The organism is Streptomyces sp. Y7 (genome assembly GCF_043195415.1).
GTDB lineage: Bacteria > Actinomycetota > Actinomycetes > Streptomycetales > Streptomycetaceae > Streptomyces.
Map to the genome: position 1 here is coordinate 100070 of NZ_JBIDDQ010000016.1, position 15771 is coordinate 115840.

The window sequence follows — 15771 nt, forward strand, 5'->3', positions numbered from 1 at the left end:
TGCGGGCAGGCGCAACCGTAGTGATGTGCAGCGCTGTGCGGTGGTACGGCCCTATTTCGGCCGTCCCGTGGTACGGGCTCAGTGTTTGGCGGGCAGGAAGCCCACCTTGTCGTACGCCTGGGAGAGCGTCTCCGCGGCGACGGCGCGCGCCTTCTCCGCGCCCTTGGCCAGGATCGAGTCCAGCGTCTCCGGGTCGTCCAGATACTGCTGGGTCCGCTCCCGGAAGGGCGTCACGAACTCGACCATGACCTCGGCGAGGTCCGTCTTGAGCGCACCGTAGCCCTTGCCGTCGTACTTCTGCTCCAGTTCCGCGATTCCCGTGCCCGTGAGGGTCGAGTAGATGGTGAGCAGGTTGCTGACGCCGGGCTTGTTCTCGGCGTCGTAGCGGATGACCGTGTCGGTGTCGGTGACGGCGCTCTTGACCTTCTTGGCCGTGGCCTTGGGCTCGTCGAGGAGGTTGATCAGGCCCTTCGGCGTGGACGCCGACTTGCTCATCTTGATCGACGGGTCCTGAAGGTCGTAGATCTTCGCCGTCTCCTTGAGGATGTACGGCTTCGGGACGGTGAAGGTCGCGCCGAAGCGGCCGTTGAAGCGCTCGGCGAGGTCACGGGTGAGCTCGATGTGCTGGCGCTGGTCCTCGCCGACCGGGACCTCGTTGGCCTGGTACAGGAGGATGTCCGCGACCTGGAGGATCGGGTACGTGAACAGGCCGACCGACGCCCGGTCCGCGCCCTGCTTGGCGGACTTGTCCTTGAACTGGGTCATGCGGGAGGCCTCGCCGAAGCCGGTGAGGCAGTTCATGATCCAGGCGAGCTGGGCGTGCTCGGGGACGTGGCTCTGGACGAAGAGCGTGCAGCGCTCGGGGTCGAGACCGGCCGCGAGGAGCTGGGCGGCGGCGAGCCGGGTGTTGGCGCGCAGCTCGGCCGGGTCCTGCGGGACCGTGATCGCGTGCAGGTCGACGACCATGTAGAACGCGTCGTGGGTCTCCTGCAGAGCCACCCACTGGCGGACGGCGCCCAGGTAGTTGCCGAGGTGGAACGAGCCTGCGGTGGGCTGGATTCCGGAGAGCACACGGGGTCGGTCAGAAGCCATGCTCATCATTCTCTCAGGTCTCGGGGGCCGGTTCGGAACTGGTGGGAAACAGATGGGAACCGATCCGTCCCCGGCGGTGTAACAAAGGTGTGAGGACGCGGGAGGGGGGCCGCATCGTCGATGAGGCCGCGGTGATCGCACGCGTACGCGCCGGGGAGCCCGAGGCGTACGCGCAGCTGGTGCGGGCCCATACGGGCATCGCGCTCAGGGCGGCCGCCGCGCTCGGGGCGGGTGCGGACGTGGAGGACGTGGTGCAGCAGGCCTTCGTCAAGGCGTACTGCTCGCTGGGCCGGTTCAAGGACGGCTCGGCGTTCAAGCCATGGCTGCTGGCGATCGTGGCCAATGAGACGAGGAACACAGTGCGTACGGCGGCTCGCCAGCGCACGCTCGCCGGCCGTGAGGCGGCGCTCGTGGAGGCGGAGCCCCTGATACCGGAATCGGCGGACCCGGCGGTGGCGGCGCTGGAGATAGAGCGCCGTGCCGCACTCCAGGCGGCCCTGGAGAAGCTGAGCGAGGAGCACCGCCTGGTCGTCACCTACCGCTACCTCCTGGAAATGGACGAGTCCGAGACGGCCCAGGCCCTGGGCTGGCCCCGGGGCACGGTGAAATCCCGGCTGAACCGCGCACTGCGGAAGCTCGGGCGGTTGTTGCCGGACTTTCAGCCTCAGGAAGGGGGTGACGAGCATGAGTGACGGACGGAAGCCTTACGACGACGCAGGCCAGGGGGCGCATGGAGAGGGCCCGCAGGCGCATGGAAGCGACGGGCCGCGTGCGTACGGGCGCGAGGGCGGCGGGGGTGATGAAGGCGCCGGCCGGACGGGACGCGAGGGCCGGGGGCCCGACGGCCGGCGTTCCGGGGAGCGTGGGCGGCCCGGGGACCCGAGCCGTCTGCCCCAGGAGCTGCGGGCGCTCGGACGTTCGCTGGACCCGCCGGGCGCTGCCGACGGCGCCGAGACAATGGTCGAGCGGGTGCTGGGCCGGCTCCTCGCCGAGCAGGTACCCGTACCGGAGGCCGAGCCGACGGGCGCGGCCGAGCGGCTACGGGCGGTGCGGCGCTGGACGCGGATGCGGTGGCGTTCGCTGACCGCGACGCTGTGCGGCCTGCTGACGGTGCTGGTGCTCACGCCCCCGGTACGGGCAGCGGTCCTCGACTTCTTCGACTTCGCGGGAGTCGGCGTGCGGTACGACCCCTCGGCGACCCCCTCCCCCGGCGCCGAGGTCCCCGGCTGCGACGACCCCGTGTCGCTCGCCGAGGCGGAACGCCGGGCCGGCTTCGCACCCCTGGTGCCGAAGGAGCTCGGCGCCCCGGACGCGGTCGCGGTGACCGGTGAGCCACGAGGACGGTTCCTGGTGACCCTGTGCTGGCACGAGGACGGGCGGACGATACGGCTGGACGAACGCCGGGCCGGTCTGGACATCGGCTTCGCCAAGACGGTCCGCGAACCTCCGGAGTGGATCTCGCTGACCCCCGGTGCCTCGAACGGCACCGCGGACGACCAGGCTCTGTGGTTCGTCCGCCCGCATCTGCTGACCTTCTGGCTGGTCGACCCGGACGGGAACCGCTTCACACGCGAGGAGCGGACGGCCGGTCCGACGCTGCTGTGGACCCACAGCGCGGAGGGCGAGCGCGTGACGCTGCGGTTGGAAGGGGTGGCGTCGAAGGATCGGGCGGTGGGGGTTGCCCGGTCGGCCGGAGAGGCGCCCTGAGGCTCCGGCCGCCTGAGACCACCCGGAGATTTCAGTGCGGACCATGTCCCGAAACGGGCACCCTGCGACTGCGACTGCGACTGCGACTGCGACTGCGACTGCGACGGGGGATTTCGGTGCGGACCATGGCCTGAAACGCCCGGTCCGGAAATAGTGGGCGCGGGGTGGGAACCCAGGCGGGTCGGGCGGTGTACCAGAAGTGACAAGCGGCTCGGGGACGGGCCGCACGGGGATCGCTGGGGTTGGGGGTTCGGATGTGCGGACATGGGGTCGGCCGCTGGGGAGAGCGGCTGCGGGGGCCGAAGACCGGTTGCTCGGGACGGTGCTCGCGCGGCCAGGAGAGCGGGCGCGGCCGGGGAGGTCGGCTTCGTGAACTCACGGCGCTGACCGGCGCGTTGGCGGCGGCGCTCGCGCTGCTGCTGTGGGGCGCCGCAACCCCGGCATCGGCCGGTGGACCGACAAGCGTGCTCCTGGTCTCCCCGGAGAGCACGGAGACGGCCTCGCTGTACTACTCGGACAAGGAGTACGGCGAGTTGGAGCGGCTGCTCGACACAGCCGGCAAGGGCACACGGAACAAGCCGCCCGAGGCCGGTCTGACGGCGGCCCGCCAGATCAACGTGACGTGGATGGCCCATGACGTGTCGCCCTGGCGCCTCGACCGGGTCTATCCGGTCGATGACGGGAAGGACGTCTGGATCCACACGGCGGCGCACCTGGACAGCACATCGAACGGCACCTGGCATCGAGCCGACCATCCGTCCGAGCTTCGCGACCTCCTCTCGAAGCTGGGCCTGATGGGCAAGGTCTCGTCCGAGGGTGGCGCGGCGATCCTCCCGCAGGAGGAGGAAGCCTCAGGGACCGACGACGGCTCGCAGGACTCGTCCGCCGCGGCAGCGGCGACCGGCAGCAAGGCAGAGGCGTCCCCGGCCACGGAGGGGTCCAGTGACGGCACCGGCTGGTGGTGGGCGCTGCCGGGCGCGGCGGCCGGCGCGGTGCTGGCGCTCGCCCTGCGTCCCTTCGCCCTACGGCTCCCCCTGGACCGCCTGCGGGGCGAGCCGGGGCCGAGGCAGGAGCTGCGGGACGTATGAGGGCCGACCTGGGCGGAAAGCTACAGCTCGCGCTGCTCGTGGCGGCGTCGGCGGCCCTGGCCCTGTGGGGTACAGCGACGACCGCCCGGGCCGCCCCGGCAGCGCAGGCACGGGACGTCCCGGACGTGGCGATGGTCGTCGCGGGCGGCAAGGGACGCACGATCGCACTGCACTCCGGGCAGCCGGACTTCGCCCGCCTCTGGCAGCTGCTGCAGCCGACGTACGTCGGGACGGAGCGGGTGCCGGAGAGCTGGACGCAGGGCCGTCATCCGCCGATACGGATCACGGTGCTCTGGGGACTGACGGGAGTCGGTGGCTGGCCTCAGACGAACCGGGCGCCAGGAGGGGACGTGGCCGTGGAGCGGCAGGACCAGCTGTTCGTGGCCGGGGACGGCACCCCCTGGGTGCGGTCGGATCTCGCGCCGGACCTGGAGGACGACGACATCCGCTGGCACAGGGCACCCCGCTCCGTCTTCGAGCGGCTGGAGCTGAAGACGCTGCTCGGCGAAACGGAGGACGAGTTCACGGACAGTGCCATGGGCGCGGCGGTCGGGGAGCGGCCCGGTGCGCTGTGGGATGACGCCGGGTGGGCCGTTGCGGGGCTGGCGGTCGGGTTCGCGACAGGGGTCGGCGGCACGCTGCTGATACGCCGCGCGGCGGCCCGGCCGGATGCCGGACCGCCGCGTCGGGAGCCGCGTCAGGAGCTGATCGACCTGGATCTCTAGGCCGTCAGGTGCTGGTGGTGGGCGTCAGCCCAGGTCGATCTCCGGGTACAGCGGGAAGCCGGAGACGAGGTCGGTGGCGCGGCGGGAGATCTCGTCGGCGATCTTCGGGTCGAGGACGTGAGCCGCCTTGGACGGAGCACCGGACTTGGTCGTGCCGGCCTCGGTGGTGGTGAGGACGCGGTCCATGAGGGCGGCGACCTCGTCCATCTCGGCGGTGCCCAGGCCGCGGGTGGTCAGGGCGGGGGTGCCGATGCGGATGCCGGAGGTGTACCAGGCGCCGTTGGGGTCTGCCGGGATGGCGTTGCGGTTGGTGACGACGCCGGACTCGAGGAGCGCGGCCTCGGCCTGGCGGCCGGTGAGGCCGTAGGAGGAGGCGACGTCGATCAGGTTCAGGTGGTTGTCGGTGCCGCCGGTCACCAGGGTCGCGCCGCGGCGCATCAGGCCCTCGGCCAGGGCGCGGGAGTTGTCGACGATGCGCTGGGCGTAGTCCTGGAAGGAGGGCCGGCGGGCCTCCGCGAGAGCGACGGCCTTGGCGGCCATGACGTGCGGGAGCGGGCCGCCGAGGACCATCGGGCAGCCGCGGTCGACCTGGTCCTTGAGGGAGTCGTCGCACAGGACCATGCCGCCACGCGGGCCGCGCAGCGACTTGTGGGTGGTCGTGGTGACGATCTGGGCGTGCGGGACCGGGTCGAAGTCGCCGGTGAGGACCTTGCCGGCGACGAGACCCGCGAAGTGGGCCATGTCGACCATGAGCGTGGCGCCGACCTCGTCGGCGATCTCGCGCATGATCCGGAAGTTCACGAGACGGGGGTAGGCGGAGTAGCCGGCGACGATGATCAGCGGCTTGAAGTCGCGGGCCGAGGCACGCAGCGCCTCGTAGTCGATCAGGCCCGTGGCGGGGTCGGTGCCGTAGGAGCGCTGGTCGAACATCTTGCCGGAGATGTTGGGGCGGAAGCCGTGGGTGAGGTGGCCGCCGGCGTCCAGGGACATGCCGAGCATGCGCTGGTTGCCGAAGGCGCGGCGCAGCTCGGCCCAGTCGGCCTCGGAGAGGTCGTTGACCTGGCGGACACCGGCCTTCTCCAGGGCGGGGGCCTCGACGCGCTGGGCGAGGACGGCCCAGAAGGCGACCAGGTTGGCGTCGATGCCGGAGTGGGGCTGGACGTAGGCGTGGCGTGCGCCGAAGAGCTCGCGGGCGTGCTCGGCGGCGAGGGACTCGACGGTGTCGACGTTGCGGCAGCCGGCGTAGAAGCGGCGGCCGACGGTGCCCTCGGCGTACTTGTCGCTGAACCAGTTGCCCATCGCCAGGAGGGTGGCCGGGGAGGCGTAGTTCTCGGAGGCGATCAGCTTGAGCATCTCGCGCTGGTCGGCGACCTCCTGGCCGATGGCATCGGCCACGCGCGGCTCGACGGCGCGGATCACGTCGAGGGCGGAACGGAAGGCGGTGGACTCGGTGGAGAGGGGCTCGGCTGGCATGGGGACCTCCGGACGTCGTGTGCAGCGATCACGGTGCGGCCCAGGCGCACGGCACTCGGTCTGGACTCGGTCCAGGGGCCGCTCCCCGATGGTTCGTCCATCCCAGCGCGCCAGTCACGACCCGTCGATCAGCCTACCGGGCGGGTCGGCGCGCCATGGCCGTGCGTCCACCATGCGAGCCACGATAGGAGGAGGCGGCACACCACGCGTGAGGCAGGAAATGGACAGTGGCCGTGAGTCTCGTGCCTGCCGGGACACGAGCCTCGCGGCGGCGGAACGGAGAGCCCCGTGACTACGTCGAGCACCACCGCATCGCAGATCGCCGTGATCGACGCGCACAGTGCGCACAACTACCACCCGTTGCCGCTCGTGGTGGCGACGGCGGACGGGGCCTGGATGACGGACGTGGAGGGACGGCGGTATCTGGATCTGCTGGCCGGGTATTCGGCGCTCAATTTCGGGCACGGCAACCGGCGGATCCTGGCGGCGGCCAAGGCCCAGCTGGAGCGGGTGACGCTGACGTCGCGCGCGTTTCATCACGACCGGTTCGCGGCGTTCTGCGAGCAGCTCGCCCAGCTGTGCGGGATGGAGATGGTGCTGCCGATGAACACCGGGGCGGAGGCGGTGGAGACGGCCGTGAAGACCGCCCGGAAGTGGGGTTACCGGGTCAAGGGCGTGCCGGCGGAGATGGCGAAGATCGTGGTCGCGGGCAACAACTTCCACGGCCGTACGACGACGGTCATCAGCTTCTCCACGGACCCTGAGGCGCGGGCGGACTTCGGGCCGTACACGCCGGGCTTCGAGATCGTGCCGTACGGGGATCTGACGGCGATGCGGGATGCGTTGACGGAGAACACGGTGGCCGTGCTGCTGGAGCCGATCCAGGGCGAGTCGGGGGTGCTCATGCCTCCGGCCGGTTATCTGCCGGCGGTGCGGGAGCTGGCGCGGGAGCGGAACGTGCTGTTCGTGGCGGACGAGATCCAGTCGGGGCTGGGCCGGACGGGGCGCACCTTCGCGTGCGAGCACGAGGGGGTGGTGCCGGACATGTACGTGCTGGGCAAGGCGCTCGGCGGCGGGGTCGTGCCGGTGTCGGCGGTGGTGTCGTCGGCGGAGGTGCTCGGGGTCTTCCGGCCCGGGGAGCACGGGTCGACGTTCGGGGGGAATCCGCTGGCGTGCGCGGTGGCGCTGGAGGTGATCGCGATGCTGCGGACGGGCGAGTTCCAGGAGCGGGCGACCGAGCTGGGCGCTCATCTGCATCGGGAGCTGGGCCTGTTGACGGGGACGGGGCGGGTGACGGAGGTGCGGGGTCGAGGACTGTGGGCAGGTGTCGACATCGCGCGGTCGTTCGGGACGGGGCGGGAGGTGTCGGAGAAGCTGATGGACCGGGGTGTGCTGGTGAAGGACACCCATGGCGCCACGATCCGTATCGCGCCGCCCCTGGTGATCGGGAAGGAGGACCTGGACTGGGGGCTGGCCCAGTTGCGGGAGGTGCTGGGGGTGTGAGTCCCGGCTTGATCGGTAAGGGCATGGAGTATTCGGCTTCGGGCGTCTCCCCGCCGCCTCTTCCCGCCGCCTCACCCCGCCGCCTCTCCCCGTCGCCTCTCCTCGTCGCCTCTCGCCCGCCGCCGCGATTCCGGGGCGGCGGATGGCCGGGGGCGGTACGTTCCGCACAAGACGCGTGACGGAGAGGTATGGGCGTCATGGGCGGAGCGGGTTCGGGGTCCGGGTCCGGAGGTGCGGGGCGGGGGCTGCTGTTCCGGGGTGGTGATGTCGAGGAGTTGCACGCGCTGGTCAGTGCGCGGTTCGCGCCGCATCGGCTGACGGTGCTGGACGAGCATCCGGTCGACGGACGGTTCCGTTGTGTGCACGAGGGTGGCGTGGCCGTGTACGAGCTGGGGTACGGGGCGGAAGTCGATGTCACGCCGGGTGAGCTGCCGGAGTTCTACAACATCCATGTGCCGCTGTCCGGGGACGGTGTCGTCACGGCGGACGGGGTGGCGCTGGCGTCCTCGCTCAGTGTCGTCAATCCGGGACAGCGGCTGTCGATGCGGTGGAGCGGGGAGACTCTGAACCGGGTGCTGATCGTCCCGCGGGCCACGCTCGACGCGGCGCTCGCGGTGCGGCTGGGGGAACTGCCGTCCGCGCCACTGCGGTTCGCGCCGGTGCTGGATCCGCGGGCGGAGGCGGTCAGGGTGTGGTTGCGGGTGGTGCGGGCGTTCGCCGAGTTCGCCGACTCGGAGTTGGCGGCGCGTTCGCCGCTGGGCGTGGGGCACTTCGAGCAGTTGCTGGTGAACGGGCTGCTGGACGCCCAGCCGCATGTGCTCAGCGACGCGGTGGCGGGGCGGGGGCCGGCGGTGCTGCCCAGTGCGGTGCGGCGGGCCGCGGCCTTCTGTGCCGAGCACGCCCATGAGCCGATATCCGTGGCCGACATGGCGGTGGCGGCGCGGGTGAGCGTGCGCAGCCTGCGGGAGGGGTTCCGGGTGCATCTGGCGACGACGCCGCTGGCGTATCTGCGGCGGGTCCGGCTGGATCTGGCGCGGCGCGATCTGCTGGCCATCGCGGACGGGCACGGGCTCGGGACGGTGACCGAGGTGGCGTTGCGGTGGGGGTTCGCGCACCTGGGCCGGTTCACGGGGCACTATCGGCAGGTGTACGGGGAGACACCGTCACAGACGTTGCGACAGAGCTCGGGCTATCCACAAAAGGGTGCGGTTTCCGTCGTAAGCGGATAGCTGGGCGTCGGGTGCCGGCGGGATGCTGAAGGCCTGCCGCCCGGGTCGTGGACGGTGGTTCGGGGGAGCCGAACCGGGCGGCAGCACCGGCCCGACCGCATCCGGTTCGCCGTCGTGTGCGGCGGTCAGAGGATCACGTGCGGCAGGAAGCGGGCGTACTCGTCCGTGATCAGGCCGGACGACTCGCGGATGCCGAGGCCCGCCGACTCGTCCTCGACGACCCACGCGCCGAGGACGACGTGGTTGCCGTCGAAGGCGGGCAGCGGGGCCAGCCGCTGGTAGCAGCAGGGTTCGTCGCGGACGGCCTGTTCGGCGCCGGGTTCGTGGATGGTCACGCCCGCGCCCTCGCGGCCCAGCAGGGGCTTGGCGACATAGCCGGTGGTGTCCGCCAGTTCCCGCGGGCCGTCGAGGTAGGCGGGCAGCAGGTTCGGGTGGTCCGGGTAGAGCTCCCAGAGGATGGCGAGGAGGGCCTTGTTGCTGAGGAGCATCTTCCAGGCGGGCTCGATCCACAGGGTGGTGCCCGTGCCGCCGCCGTTGTCGAGGGTGTCCAGGACGTGGTCGGCGAAGCGGTCGGTGGTGAGCCACTCCCAGGGGTAGAGCTTGAAGCAGCTGCGGATGAAACGGAGTTGCTTGTCCACGAAGCGGCCGGAGAGGCGGTCCCAGCCGATCTCCTCCATGGAGATCCAGCCGGTGTCCAGGCCCGCCTGCTCCGCGGTCTCCTTGAGGTAGGCGACCGTCATCATGTCCTCGCCGAGTTCGTCGGCCGAGGAGTACGCGAAGTGGAGCGGGGCGCCCGGCGGGAGCAGGGACGCCTGCTTCTTCCAGGCGGCGATGAGGCGTTCGTGCAGGGAGTTCCACTGGTCGGCGCCGGGGAAGCGGTCCTCCATCCAGAACCACTGGGGCGAGGCGGCCTCGACCAGGGAGGTGGGGGTGTCGGCGTTGTACTCCAGGAGCCTGGCGGGGCCGGTGCCGTCGTAGTGCAGGTCGAAGCGGCCGTAGAGGGACGGCAGTTCGGCGCGGCGGTGCCATGCCTCGGCGACCGCGTTCGCGACACGGGGGTCGGTGATGCCGAGGTCGGCGAAGCGGTTCTCGGCGACGATGTGCCCGGCCGCCGCGAGGCACATGCGGTGCAGTTCCCCGACGGCCTCCTCCAGCGCCTCGACCTCCGGGAGCGTGAACACGTAGTACGCGCTCTCGTCCCAGTAGGGGCGCAGGGTGTCGTCCGGGTGGCGGGTGAGGGGGTAGATCAGTCCCTGTTCCTCGACGGTCCGCTGCCAGTCGGGGCGGGGGGCGATCGTGCGGCGCTCCATCGTGTACGTGTCCTGCTCAGCCGCCGCCGCTGCCGGAGCCCGAGCAGCCGAAACCGCCCCGGTCGACGGCCTCGCTGCGGCTGAAGGTGCCGTAGTCGGCGCGGCCGCCGTCGACGTCGGAGTCGTAGTACCAGGCGGCGTCGGAGCTGCCGGTCTTCTTCTTGCCGCCCTTGCCGCCCTTGCCGTACGAGGAGCCGGAGCCGGACTTGCAGTTCTTGTCCGCGACGACCTTGTAGCCCTCGTAGGTGTAGCTGTCGCGGTCGACGCAGCGGCGGTCGGGATCGGAGCTGCAGGAGGTGAGGGCTGCCGCGATGACGCCCATGCCGCCGAGGACGACCGTGCTCGAACGCAGCCTGCGTCGTGTTTCCGCCATGCCTGTGTCTCCCCCGATGTTCTTGATGAGCCGGTTGCCGGAGTGATTGTCCGTGGTTCGTCAGGCGGACAGCCTAGAGATCGGTGAGAGTGCGGCTGTCGGGGGGCTGCCGTTCTTCCGCTCCCCTACAGTCGCTTTGTGCTGTTTGGGATGTTGTGTGCGTTGGGTGCGGCGGTCTGTTTCGGCGCGGCGACCGTGTTGCAGGCGATGGCCGCGCGGACCGCGAGTGCGCAAGGGGGGCGGGGCGGCGAGGCGGGGGTCCTGTTGCGGGCGCTGCGGCAGTGGCGCTATCTCGCCGGACTGGGGCTGGACGGGCTGGGGTTCGTCTTCCAGGTCCTCGCCCTGCGCTCGATCCCCATCTACGCCGTCGGAGCGGCGCTGGCGTCCAGTCTCGCGGTGACCGCGGTGGTCGCGGCGCGGCTGCTGCGGGTGCGGTTGCAGCGGGCCGAGTGGGGCGCGGTGGGGGTGGTGTGCGCCGGGCTGGCGATGCTGGGGCTCTCGGCGGGGACGGAGAGGGACACCGGTGGGTCGGACGCGTTGAAGTTCTCGATGCTCGGGGTGGCGCTGGCCGTGCTCGGGGTGGGGTTGGCGGGTGGGCGGTTGCCGGAGCGGGGGCGGGGGCTGGTGCTCGGGCTGGCGGCGGGGTTCGGGTTCGGGGTGGTGGAGGTGGCGGTGCGGCTGATCGATTCGATGGCCGTGCCGGAGTTGGTGGCGAATCCGGCGACGTATGCGCTGCTGGTGGGGGGTGGGGCGGCGTTTCTGGCGTTGACTTCGGCGTTGCAGCGGGGGTCTGTGACCGTGGCTACGGCGGCGATGGTGATCGGGGAGACGGTGGGGCCGGCGGTGGTGGGGGTGGTGTGGCTGGGGGATCGGACTCGGGAGGGGTTGGCCTGGCTGGCTGTGCTGGGGTTCGTGGTGTCGGTGGCGGGGGCGTTGGTGTTGGCCCGGTTCGGGGAGGCGCCGGAGGAGGCACCGGGGGAAGGTGGGTGAGCGTGCGTCGTGGCTGGGTCCTGGGGGGTTTCGCCCCCGCCGCCCCTACCCGTCCCGTCTCCGGGGGCTGCCGCCCCCGGCCCCCCGCATCGGCCCGAACGGCCTCGTCCTCAAACGCCGGACGGGCTGAGCATGGGACCGGCCCCGAGACTCGTCCTCGGTCACGATCCTCACGGCAGCACTCTGCACAGCGCCTCCAGCGCCCCCGCCCACGCGTGGTCCGGTGGTGTTCCGTAGCCGACGACCAGGGCGTCCGGGGTGTCGGTGGTCGTCTGTTCGTGGCGGTAGGCGGTGAGGCCGTGGAGGGCCAGGCCGTGCCAGGTCGCTGCCTGGAGTACGGAGCGTTCCGTGCCGGGTGGGAGGCGCAGGACTGCGTGGAGGCCGGCGGCGATGCCGGTGACGCCGAGGTGCGGGGCGTGGGTGGAGACGGCTCGGACCAGGGCGTCACGGCGGCGCCGGTAGCGCAGGCGGGCGGCGCGGACGTGGCGGTCGTAGGCGCCGGACGTGAGGAACTCGGCCAGGGTCAGCTGGTCCAGGACGCTGCAGGTGTCCGAGCCGCCTTTCGCCGCCGTCACCTCGTCCACCAGTGAGGGCGGCAGCACCATCCAGGCAAGGCGCAGGCCGGGGGCGAGGGACTTGCTGGCGGTGCCGAGGTGGACGACGTTGTCGGGGTCCAGGCCCTGGAGCGCGCCGACGGGCTGGCGGTCGTAGCGGAACTCGCCGTCGTAGTCGTCCTCCAGGACCAGTCCGCCGGTGCGTCGCGCCCAGTCCACCACCGTCGCGCGGCGGTCGCGGTGCAGGGGCACGCCCATCGGGAACTGGTGGGCGGGGGTGAGGAGCACCGCTCCTTGCGAGCTCAACTCCGCCGGGTCCGTGCCCAGTTCGTCGAAGGGGAGCGGCTGAGTGGTCAGGCCGGCCGCCGTCAGCTGGTTCCAGTGCGGCGGGAGGCCGTAGGACTCCACCGCCACCGTCCGCAGGCCGCGTGCCCGCAGCACCCTGCCGAGCAGCTGGAGGCCGTGCACGAATCCGGAGCACACCACGACCCGGCCGGGGTCGGCGCGGACGCCCCGCGCTCGGGCGAGGTAGCCGGCGAGGGCGGTGCGCAGTTCGGCGTGGCCGCGCGGGTCGCCGTAGCCGAGGGCCTGGTTCGGGGCGGCCAGGAAGGCGCGGCGGGCCGCCCTGAGCCACTCCGCGCGGGGGAAGGCGGCCAGGTCGGGGGTGCCGGGCACCAGGTCGTGGACGGGGCGTGGGCGCTCGGGGCGGGATGTGGGGGCCGTGTCGGCCGGCGGGGTCACCGTGCGGTCGGCGACCCTGGTGCCCGAGCCCTGGCGGGCGGTGAGCCAGCCCTCGGCGACCAGTTCGGCGTAGGACTCGGCGACCGTGTTGCGGGCGATGCCCAGGTCGGCGGCGAGGGAACGGGACGACGGCAGCCGGGTGCCGGGGGCGAGGCGTCCGGTGCGCACCGCCTCACGCAGGGCGTCGGTCAGTCCTCGGCGCAGGCCCGGTCCCGCCGGTTCCAGGTGGAGGTCGACGCCGAGAGTGGCCCAAGGTTTCGCCATGGAAGTGGACCATACTCCTGGGCTGCTTCGCTCCTAGGGTCGAGATCGTGACGACCACCGAAGAGAGCACGGCGACGACCGTGACGTACGCGACCGAACCGACCCCGCGTCTGGACTGGGCGGCGCTCGCCCCCGACGTGTTCAAGGCCATGGTGCGGCTGGACGCGGCGGCGGGGCGGGGACTCGACCCGGCCCTGCGCGAGCTGGTGAAGATCCGCGCCTCGCAGATCAACCACTGCGCGTTCTGCCTCGACATGCACACCAAGGACGCGCTCGCGGCCGGGGAGAGCGTCGAGCGGATCGTGCAGCTGAGCGCGTGGGAGGAGTCGCGGCACTTCTACACCGAGCGGGAACTCGCGGCGCTGGAGCTGACGGAGGCCGTGACCGTCCTGACCGACGGTTTCGTGCCGGACGAGGTCTACGAGCGCGCCGCCGAGCACTTCGAGGAGGCGGAGCTGGCGCAGCTGATCGCGGCGATCAGCGTGATCAACGCGTGGAACCGGTTCGGTGTGACGTGCCGGCGTACTCCGGGGCACTACCAGCCGGGGCAGTTCCGGTGACGGTCCGCACGAAGCGGCTCGACGCCGGTGTCGCGCGGGCGATGTCGGCGGTCAGCGCCGCCGCGAAGCAGGGGCTCGGCGACCCGGCCCTCGCCGAACTCGTCGTGCTCCGGGCCTCGCAGCTCAACCACTGCGCGTTCTGCCTGGACATGCATCTGCGCATCGCGCGGGAACTCGGGGTGGATGAACGGCAGTTGGACATACTGGCGGCCTGGGAGGAGGCCGGGGACCTGTTCGACGAGCGGGAGCGTGCCGCGCTGGCGCTGACCGAGGCGGTCACCGTACTCACGGACAGGTTCGTGCCCGATGATGTGTACGACCGGGCCGCGGCACACTTCGACGGGCCGCGACTCGCCCATCTCGTCGGGCTGATCGTCGCCATCAACAACTGGAACCGGGTGATGGTCGCCCGCCGCATTCCACCAGGGGGATACACACCGTGACCGACAGCGTGGGCCGCACCGAGAGCAAGGCCGAGACCTTCCGCGCACTGCACCGCCGCACGGCGCCCGGCGACCCGCTGGTCCTGCCGGGCCCCTGGGACGCCGCCTCCGCCCGCGTCTGCGTGGAGGCCGGGTTCCCGGCGCTCGCGACACCCAGTGCGGCCGTCGCCGCCAGTCTCGGGTACGAGGACGGACACACCCCGGCGGACGAGATGTTCGCGGCGGTCGCGCGGATCGTCCGGGCGGTCGACGTGCCGGTGTCGGCGGACATCGAGGGCGGATACGGGATCGCGCCCGGGGAACTGGTGGAGCGGCTGCTGGAGACCGGCGCGGTGGGGTGCAACCTGGAGGACTCCGAGGGCGGCGTGCTCAAGGACCCGCGCGCGCATGCCGAGTGGCTGGCCGAGGTGCGGCGCGCGGCCGCCGACCGGCTGTTCGTCAACGCCCGGATCGACACCTTCATCCGGGCGCCCGGTGACACCGACCCCAAGCAGGCCGCCGAGCAGGCCATCGAGCGGGCCGCGGCGTACGTCGCCGCCGGCGCCGACTGCGTGTATCCGATCGGCGCGCCCGCCGACGTCCTGCCGCTGCTGCGGTCCGGCATCCAGGGGCCGGTCAATGTGCACGGCACCGTGACCGGGGACCCCTCGCCCACCGCGCTCGGTGAACTCGGGGCCACCCGGATCACGTTCGGACCGGGACTCCAGCGCGAGACCGCGCGGGCGCTGCGCGCGCTCGCCGCGGACCTGCGCTAGCGGTTCAGGACAGCCACGCCTTCCATGTGGACTCGTGGCTGTCCGCCCACTTCTTCGCCGCCTCCTCGGGCGACAGCTTCTGCTCGGCGATCATCAGGGAGACCTCGTTCTGGTCCTCGGTCGTCCACTGGAACTTCTTCAGCAGGGCCGCCGCCGTGCCGCCCTTCTTCGAGAAGTCGGCGTTGAGGTACTTCTGCAGCGGGGTGTGCGGATAGGCGCAGGCGACCTTCTCCGGGTCCGCGTCGCAGCCCTCCTTGTACGCCGGCAGTTTCACCTCGGTCATCGGGACCTTCTTGAACAGCCACTGGGGTTCGTACCAGTACGTCAGGAAGGGCTTCTCGGCCTTGGCGAACTGCTTGATCTGCGTGATCTGCGCGGCCTCCGAACCGGCGAACACCACCTGGTAGTCCAGGTCCAGGTTCTTCACCAGCGCCTTGTCGTTGGTGACGTAGGACGGCGAGCCGTCCATCAGCTGGCCCTTGCCGCCGCTCTCCGCGGTGCGCATCTGGTCGGCGTACTTGTCGAGGTTCTTCCAGTCGGTGACGTCCGGGTGCTTCTTCGCGAAGTACGTCGGGACGTACCAGCCGATGTGTCCGGTGACGCCGAGGTCGCCGCCGGGCACGATCGTCTTCTTGTCCTTGACGTACCGCTCTTCCTGATCCGGGTGGCCCCAGTCCTCCATGATCGCGTCGACCCGGCCCTGGCTGAGCGCGTCCCAGGCGGGGATCTCGTCGACCTGGACGGTGTCGACGCGGTAGCCGAGTTCGTGCTCCAGGAGGTACTGGGCGACGGCCACGTTGGCCTGCGCGCCGACCCAGGACTGCACGGACAGGGTCACGGTCTTCGCGCCCTGCGCGTTGGCGAACGGCGAGGCCTGCTTGGTCATGTCGGCGGCGCCGCAGCCGGTCAGCAGGGCCAGCGAGGACACGCCGGCCACTACGGCGGTGGTGGTACGGATGCGCAT

The 15771-nt window shown here is 71.5% G+C and carries 16 protein-coding genes and 1 riboswitch; of the genes, 10 read left to right on the forward strand and 6 right to left on the reverse strand.

Going from position 1 to position 15771, the window contains the following annotated elements:
• Positions 1–78 precede the first annotated feature (78 nt).
• A complete protein-coding gene (trpS, locus tag ACGFW6_RS30705) occupies positions 79–1092 on the reverse strand; it encodes a tryptophan--tRNA ligase (protein ID WP_393516938.1) in 1014 nt (337 codons plus the stop codon).
• A gap of 89 nt (positions 1093–1181) precedes the next feature.
• On the opposite strand from trpS, the gene ACGFW6_RS30710 reads away from it, so the two are divergent.
• The 4 genes from ACGFW6_RS30710 (at position 1182) to ACGFW6_RS30725 (ending at position 4612) form a co-directional block, all read left to right on the forward strand.
• Positions 1182–1784, forward strand: coding sequence for an RNA polymerase sigma factor (locus ACGFW6_RS30710; RefSeq protein WP_393516941.1), 603 nt, complete (start codon positions 1182–1184; stop codon positions 1782–1784).
• On the forward strand, positions 1768–2799 hold the full coding sequence (locus ACGFW6_RS30715) for a hypothetical protein (RefSeq protein ID WP_393516944.1): 1032 nt from the start codon (positions 1768–1770) through the stop codon (positions 2797–2799). Before ACGFW6_RS30710 ends, ACGFW6_RS30715 begins: the two co-directional genes overlap by 17 nt.
• 464 nt (positions 2800–3263) lie before the next feature.
• On the forward strand, positions 3264–3887 hold the full coding sequence (locus ACGFW6_RS30720; RefSeq protein WP_393516947.1) for a hypothetical protein: 624 nt from the start codon (positions 3264–3266) through the stop codon (positions 3885–3887).
• On the forward strand, positions 3884–4612 hold the full coding sequence (locus tag ACGFW6_RS30725) for a hypothetical protein (RefSeq protein ID WP_393516950.1): 729 nt from the start codon (positions 3884–3886) through the stop codon (positions 4610–4612). Before ACGFW6_RS30720 ends, ACGFW6_RS30725 begins: the two co-directional genes overlap by 4 nt.
• Before the next feature lie 24 nt (positions 4613–4636).
• Here ACGFW6_RS30725 and ACGFW6_RS30730 read toward each other — a convergent pair whose 3' ends face one another.
• Positions 4637–6085, reverse strand: a complete 1449-nt coding sequence (locus tag ACGFW6_RS30730) for a glycine hydroxymethyltransferase (protein ID WP_393516953.1) — start codon at positions 6083–6085, stop codon at positions 4637–4639.
• Between the two features lie 31 nt (positions 6086–6116).
• A riboswitch (ZMP/ZTP riboswitch) is annotated at positions 6117–6213 on the reverse strand.
• A 160-nt stretch (positions 6214–6373) separates the two neighbouring features.
• Here ACGFW6_RS30730 and rocD point away from each other — a divergent pair.
• Together rocD and ACGFW6_RS30740 are read left to right on the forward strand one after the other, a co-directional pair.
• Positions 6374–7588, forward strand: coding sequence for an ornithine--oxo-acid transaminase (gene rocD, locus ACGFW6_RS30735; protein ID WP_393516956.1), 1215 nt, complete (start codon positions 6374–6376; stop codon positions 7586–7588).
• Positions 7589–7785: 197 nt separating this feature from the next.
• Positions 7786–8817 carry an AraC family transcriptional regulator gene (locus tag ACGFW6_RS30740; protein WP_393516959.1) on the forward strand — a complete coding sequence of 344 codons (1032 nt, stop codon included), beginning with the start codon at positions 7786–7788 and terminating at the stop codon, positions 8815–8817.
• Positions 8818–8942: 125 nt separating this feature from the next.
• Here the strand turns inward: ACGFW6_RS30740 and ACGFW6_RS30745 are convergent, their stop codons facing one another.
• The gene (locus tag ACGFW6_RS30745) at positions 8943–10127 is read right to left on the reverse strand and encodes a glutathionylspermidine synthase family protein (protein ID WP_393516962.1); all 1185 of its coding nucleotides are present in this window, start codon (positions 10125–10127) and stop codon (positions 8943–8945) included.
• Positions 10128–10143: 16 nt separating this feature from the next.
• Positions 10144–10500 carry a hypothetical protein gene (locus ACGFW6_RS30750; RefSeq protein ID WP_393516964.1) on the reverse strand — a complete coding sequence of 119 codons (357 nt, stop codon included), beginning with the start codon at positions 10498–10500 and terminating at the stop codon, positions 10144–10146.
• 150 nt (positions 10501–10650) lie between these two features.
• On the opposite strand from ACGFW6_RS30750, the gene ACGFW6_RS30755 reads away from it, so the two are divergent.
• Complete coding sequence (locus ACGFW6_RS30755; protein ID WP_393517123.1) at positions 10651–11490, forward strand: hypothetical protein; 840 nt, start codon at positions 10651–10653, stop codon at positions 11488–11490.
• Between the two features lie 170 nt (positions 11491–11660).
• On the opposite strand, the gene ACGFW6_RS30760 is transcribed toward ACGFW6_RS30755, so the two are convergent.
• Positions 11661–13049, reverse strand: coding sequence for a PLP-dependent aminotransferase family protein (locus ACGFW6_RS30760; protein WP_393516967.1), 1389 nt, complete (start codon positions 13047–13049; stop codon positions 11661–11663).
• 47 nt (positions 13050–13096) lie between these two features.
• On the opposite strand from ACGFW6_RS30760, the gene ACGFW6_RS30765 reads away from it, so the two are divergent.
• From ACGFW6_RS30765 to ACGFW6_RS30775, 3 genes are read left to right on the forward strand one after another with little or no spacing between them, the layout of a single operon-like run.
• Positions 13097–13609, forward strand: coding sequence for a carboxymuconolactone decarboxylase family protein (locus tag ACGFW6_RS30765; RefSeq protein WP_393516970.1), 513 nt, complete (start codon positions 13097–13099; stop codon positions 13607–13609).
• On the forward strand, positions 13606–14052 hold the full coding sequence (locus tag ACGFW6_RS30770) for a carboxymuconolactone decarboxylase family protein (RefSeq protein ID WP_393516973.1): 447 nt from the start codon (positions 13606–13608) through the stop codon (positions 14050–14052). The genes ACGFW6_RS30765 and ACGFW6_RS30770 overlap by 4 nt, the downstream gene beginning before the upstream one ends.
• Positions 14049–14807 (forward strand): isocitrate lyase/phosphoenolpyruvate mutase family protein, encoded by a 759-nt coding sequence (locus tag ACGFW6_RS30775; protein ID WP_393516976.1) that lies wholly within the window; start codon positions 14049–14051, stop codon positions 14805–14807. The genes ACGFW6_RS30770 and ACGFW6_RS30775 overlap by 4 nt, the downstream gene beginning before the upstream one ends.
• Positions 14808–14811: 4 nt before the next feature.
• Here the strand turns inward: ACGFW6_RS30775 and ACGFW6_RS30780 are convergent, their stop codons facing one another.
• A complete protein-coding gene (locus ACGFW6_RS30780; protein WP_393516979.1) occupies positions 14812–15771 on the reverse strand; it encodes an ABC transporter substrate-binding protein in 960 nt (319 codons plus the stop codon).

Bases quoted from the DNA above. Each gene is read 5' to 3' on its own strand.
- trpS (WP_393516938.1), bottom strand. From the start codon at position 1,092: ATGGCTTCTGACCGACCCCGTGTGCTCTCCGGAATCCAGCCCACCGCA.
- ACGFW6_RS30725 (WP_393516950.1), top strand. From the start codon at position 3,884: ATGAGGGCCGACCTGGGCGGAAAGCTACAGCTCGCGCTGCTCGTGGCG.
- ACGFW6_RS30730 (WP_393516953.1), bottom strand. From the start codon at position 6,085: ATGCCAGCCGAGCCCCTCTCCACCGAGTCCACCGCCTTCCGTTCCGCC.
- ACGFW6_RS30740 (WP_393516959.1), top strand. From the start codon at position 7,786: ATGGGCGGAGCGGGTTCGGGGTCCGGGTCCGGAGGTGCGGGGCGGGGG.
- ACGFW6_RS30745 (WP_393516962.1), bottom strand. From the start codon at position 10,127: ATGGAGCGCCGCACGATCGCCCCCCGCCCCGACTGGCAGCGGACCGTC.
- ACGFW6_RS30750 (WP_393516964.1), bottom strand. From the start codon at position 10,500: ATGGCGGAAACACGACGCAGGCTGCGTTCGAGCACGGTCGTCCTCGGC.
- ACGFW6_RS30755 (WP_393517123.1), top strand. From the start codon at position 10,651: ATGTTGTGTGCGTTGGGTGCGGCGGTCTGTTTCGGCGCGGCGACCGTG.
- ACGFW6_RS30760 (WP_393516967.1), bottom strand. From the start codon at position 13,049: ATGGCGAAACCTTGGGCCACTCTCGGCGTCGACCTCCACCTGGAACCG.
- ACGFW6_RS30780 (WP_393516979.1), bottom strand. From the start codon at position 15,771: ATGCGCATCCGTACCACCACCGCCGTAGTGGCCGGCGTGTCCTCGCTG.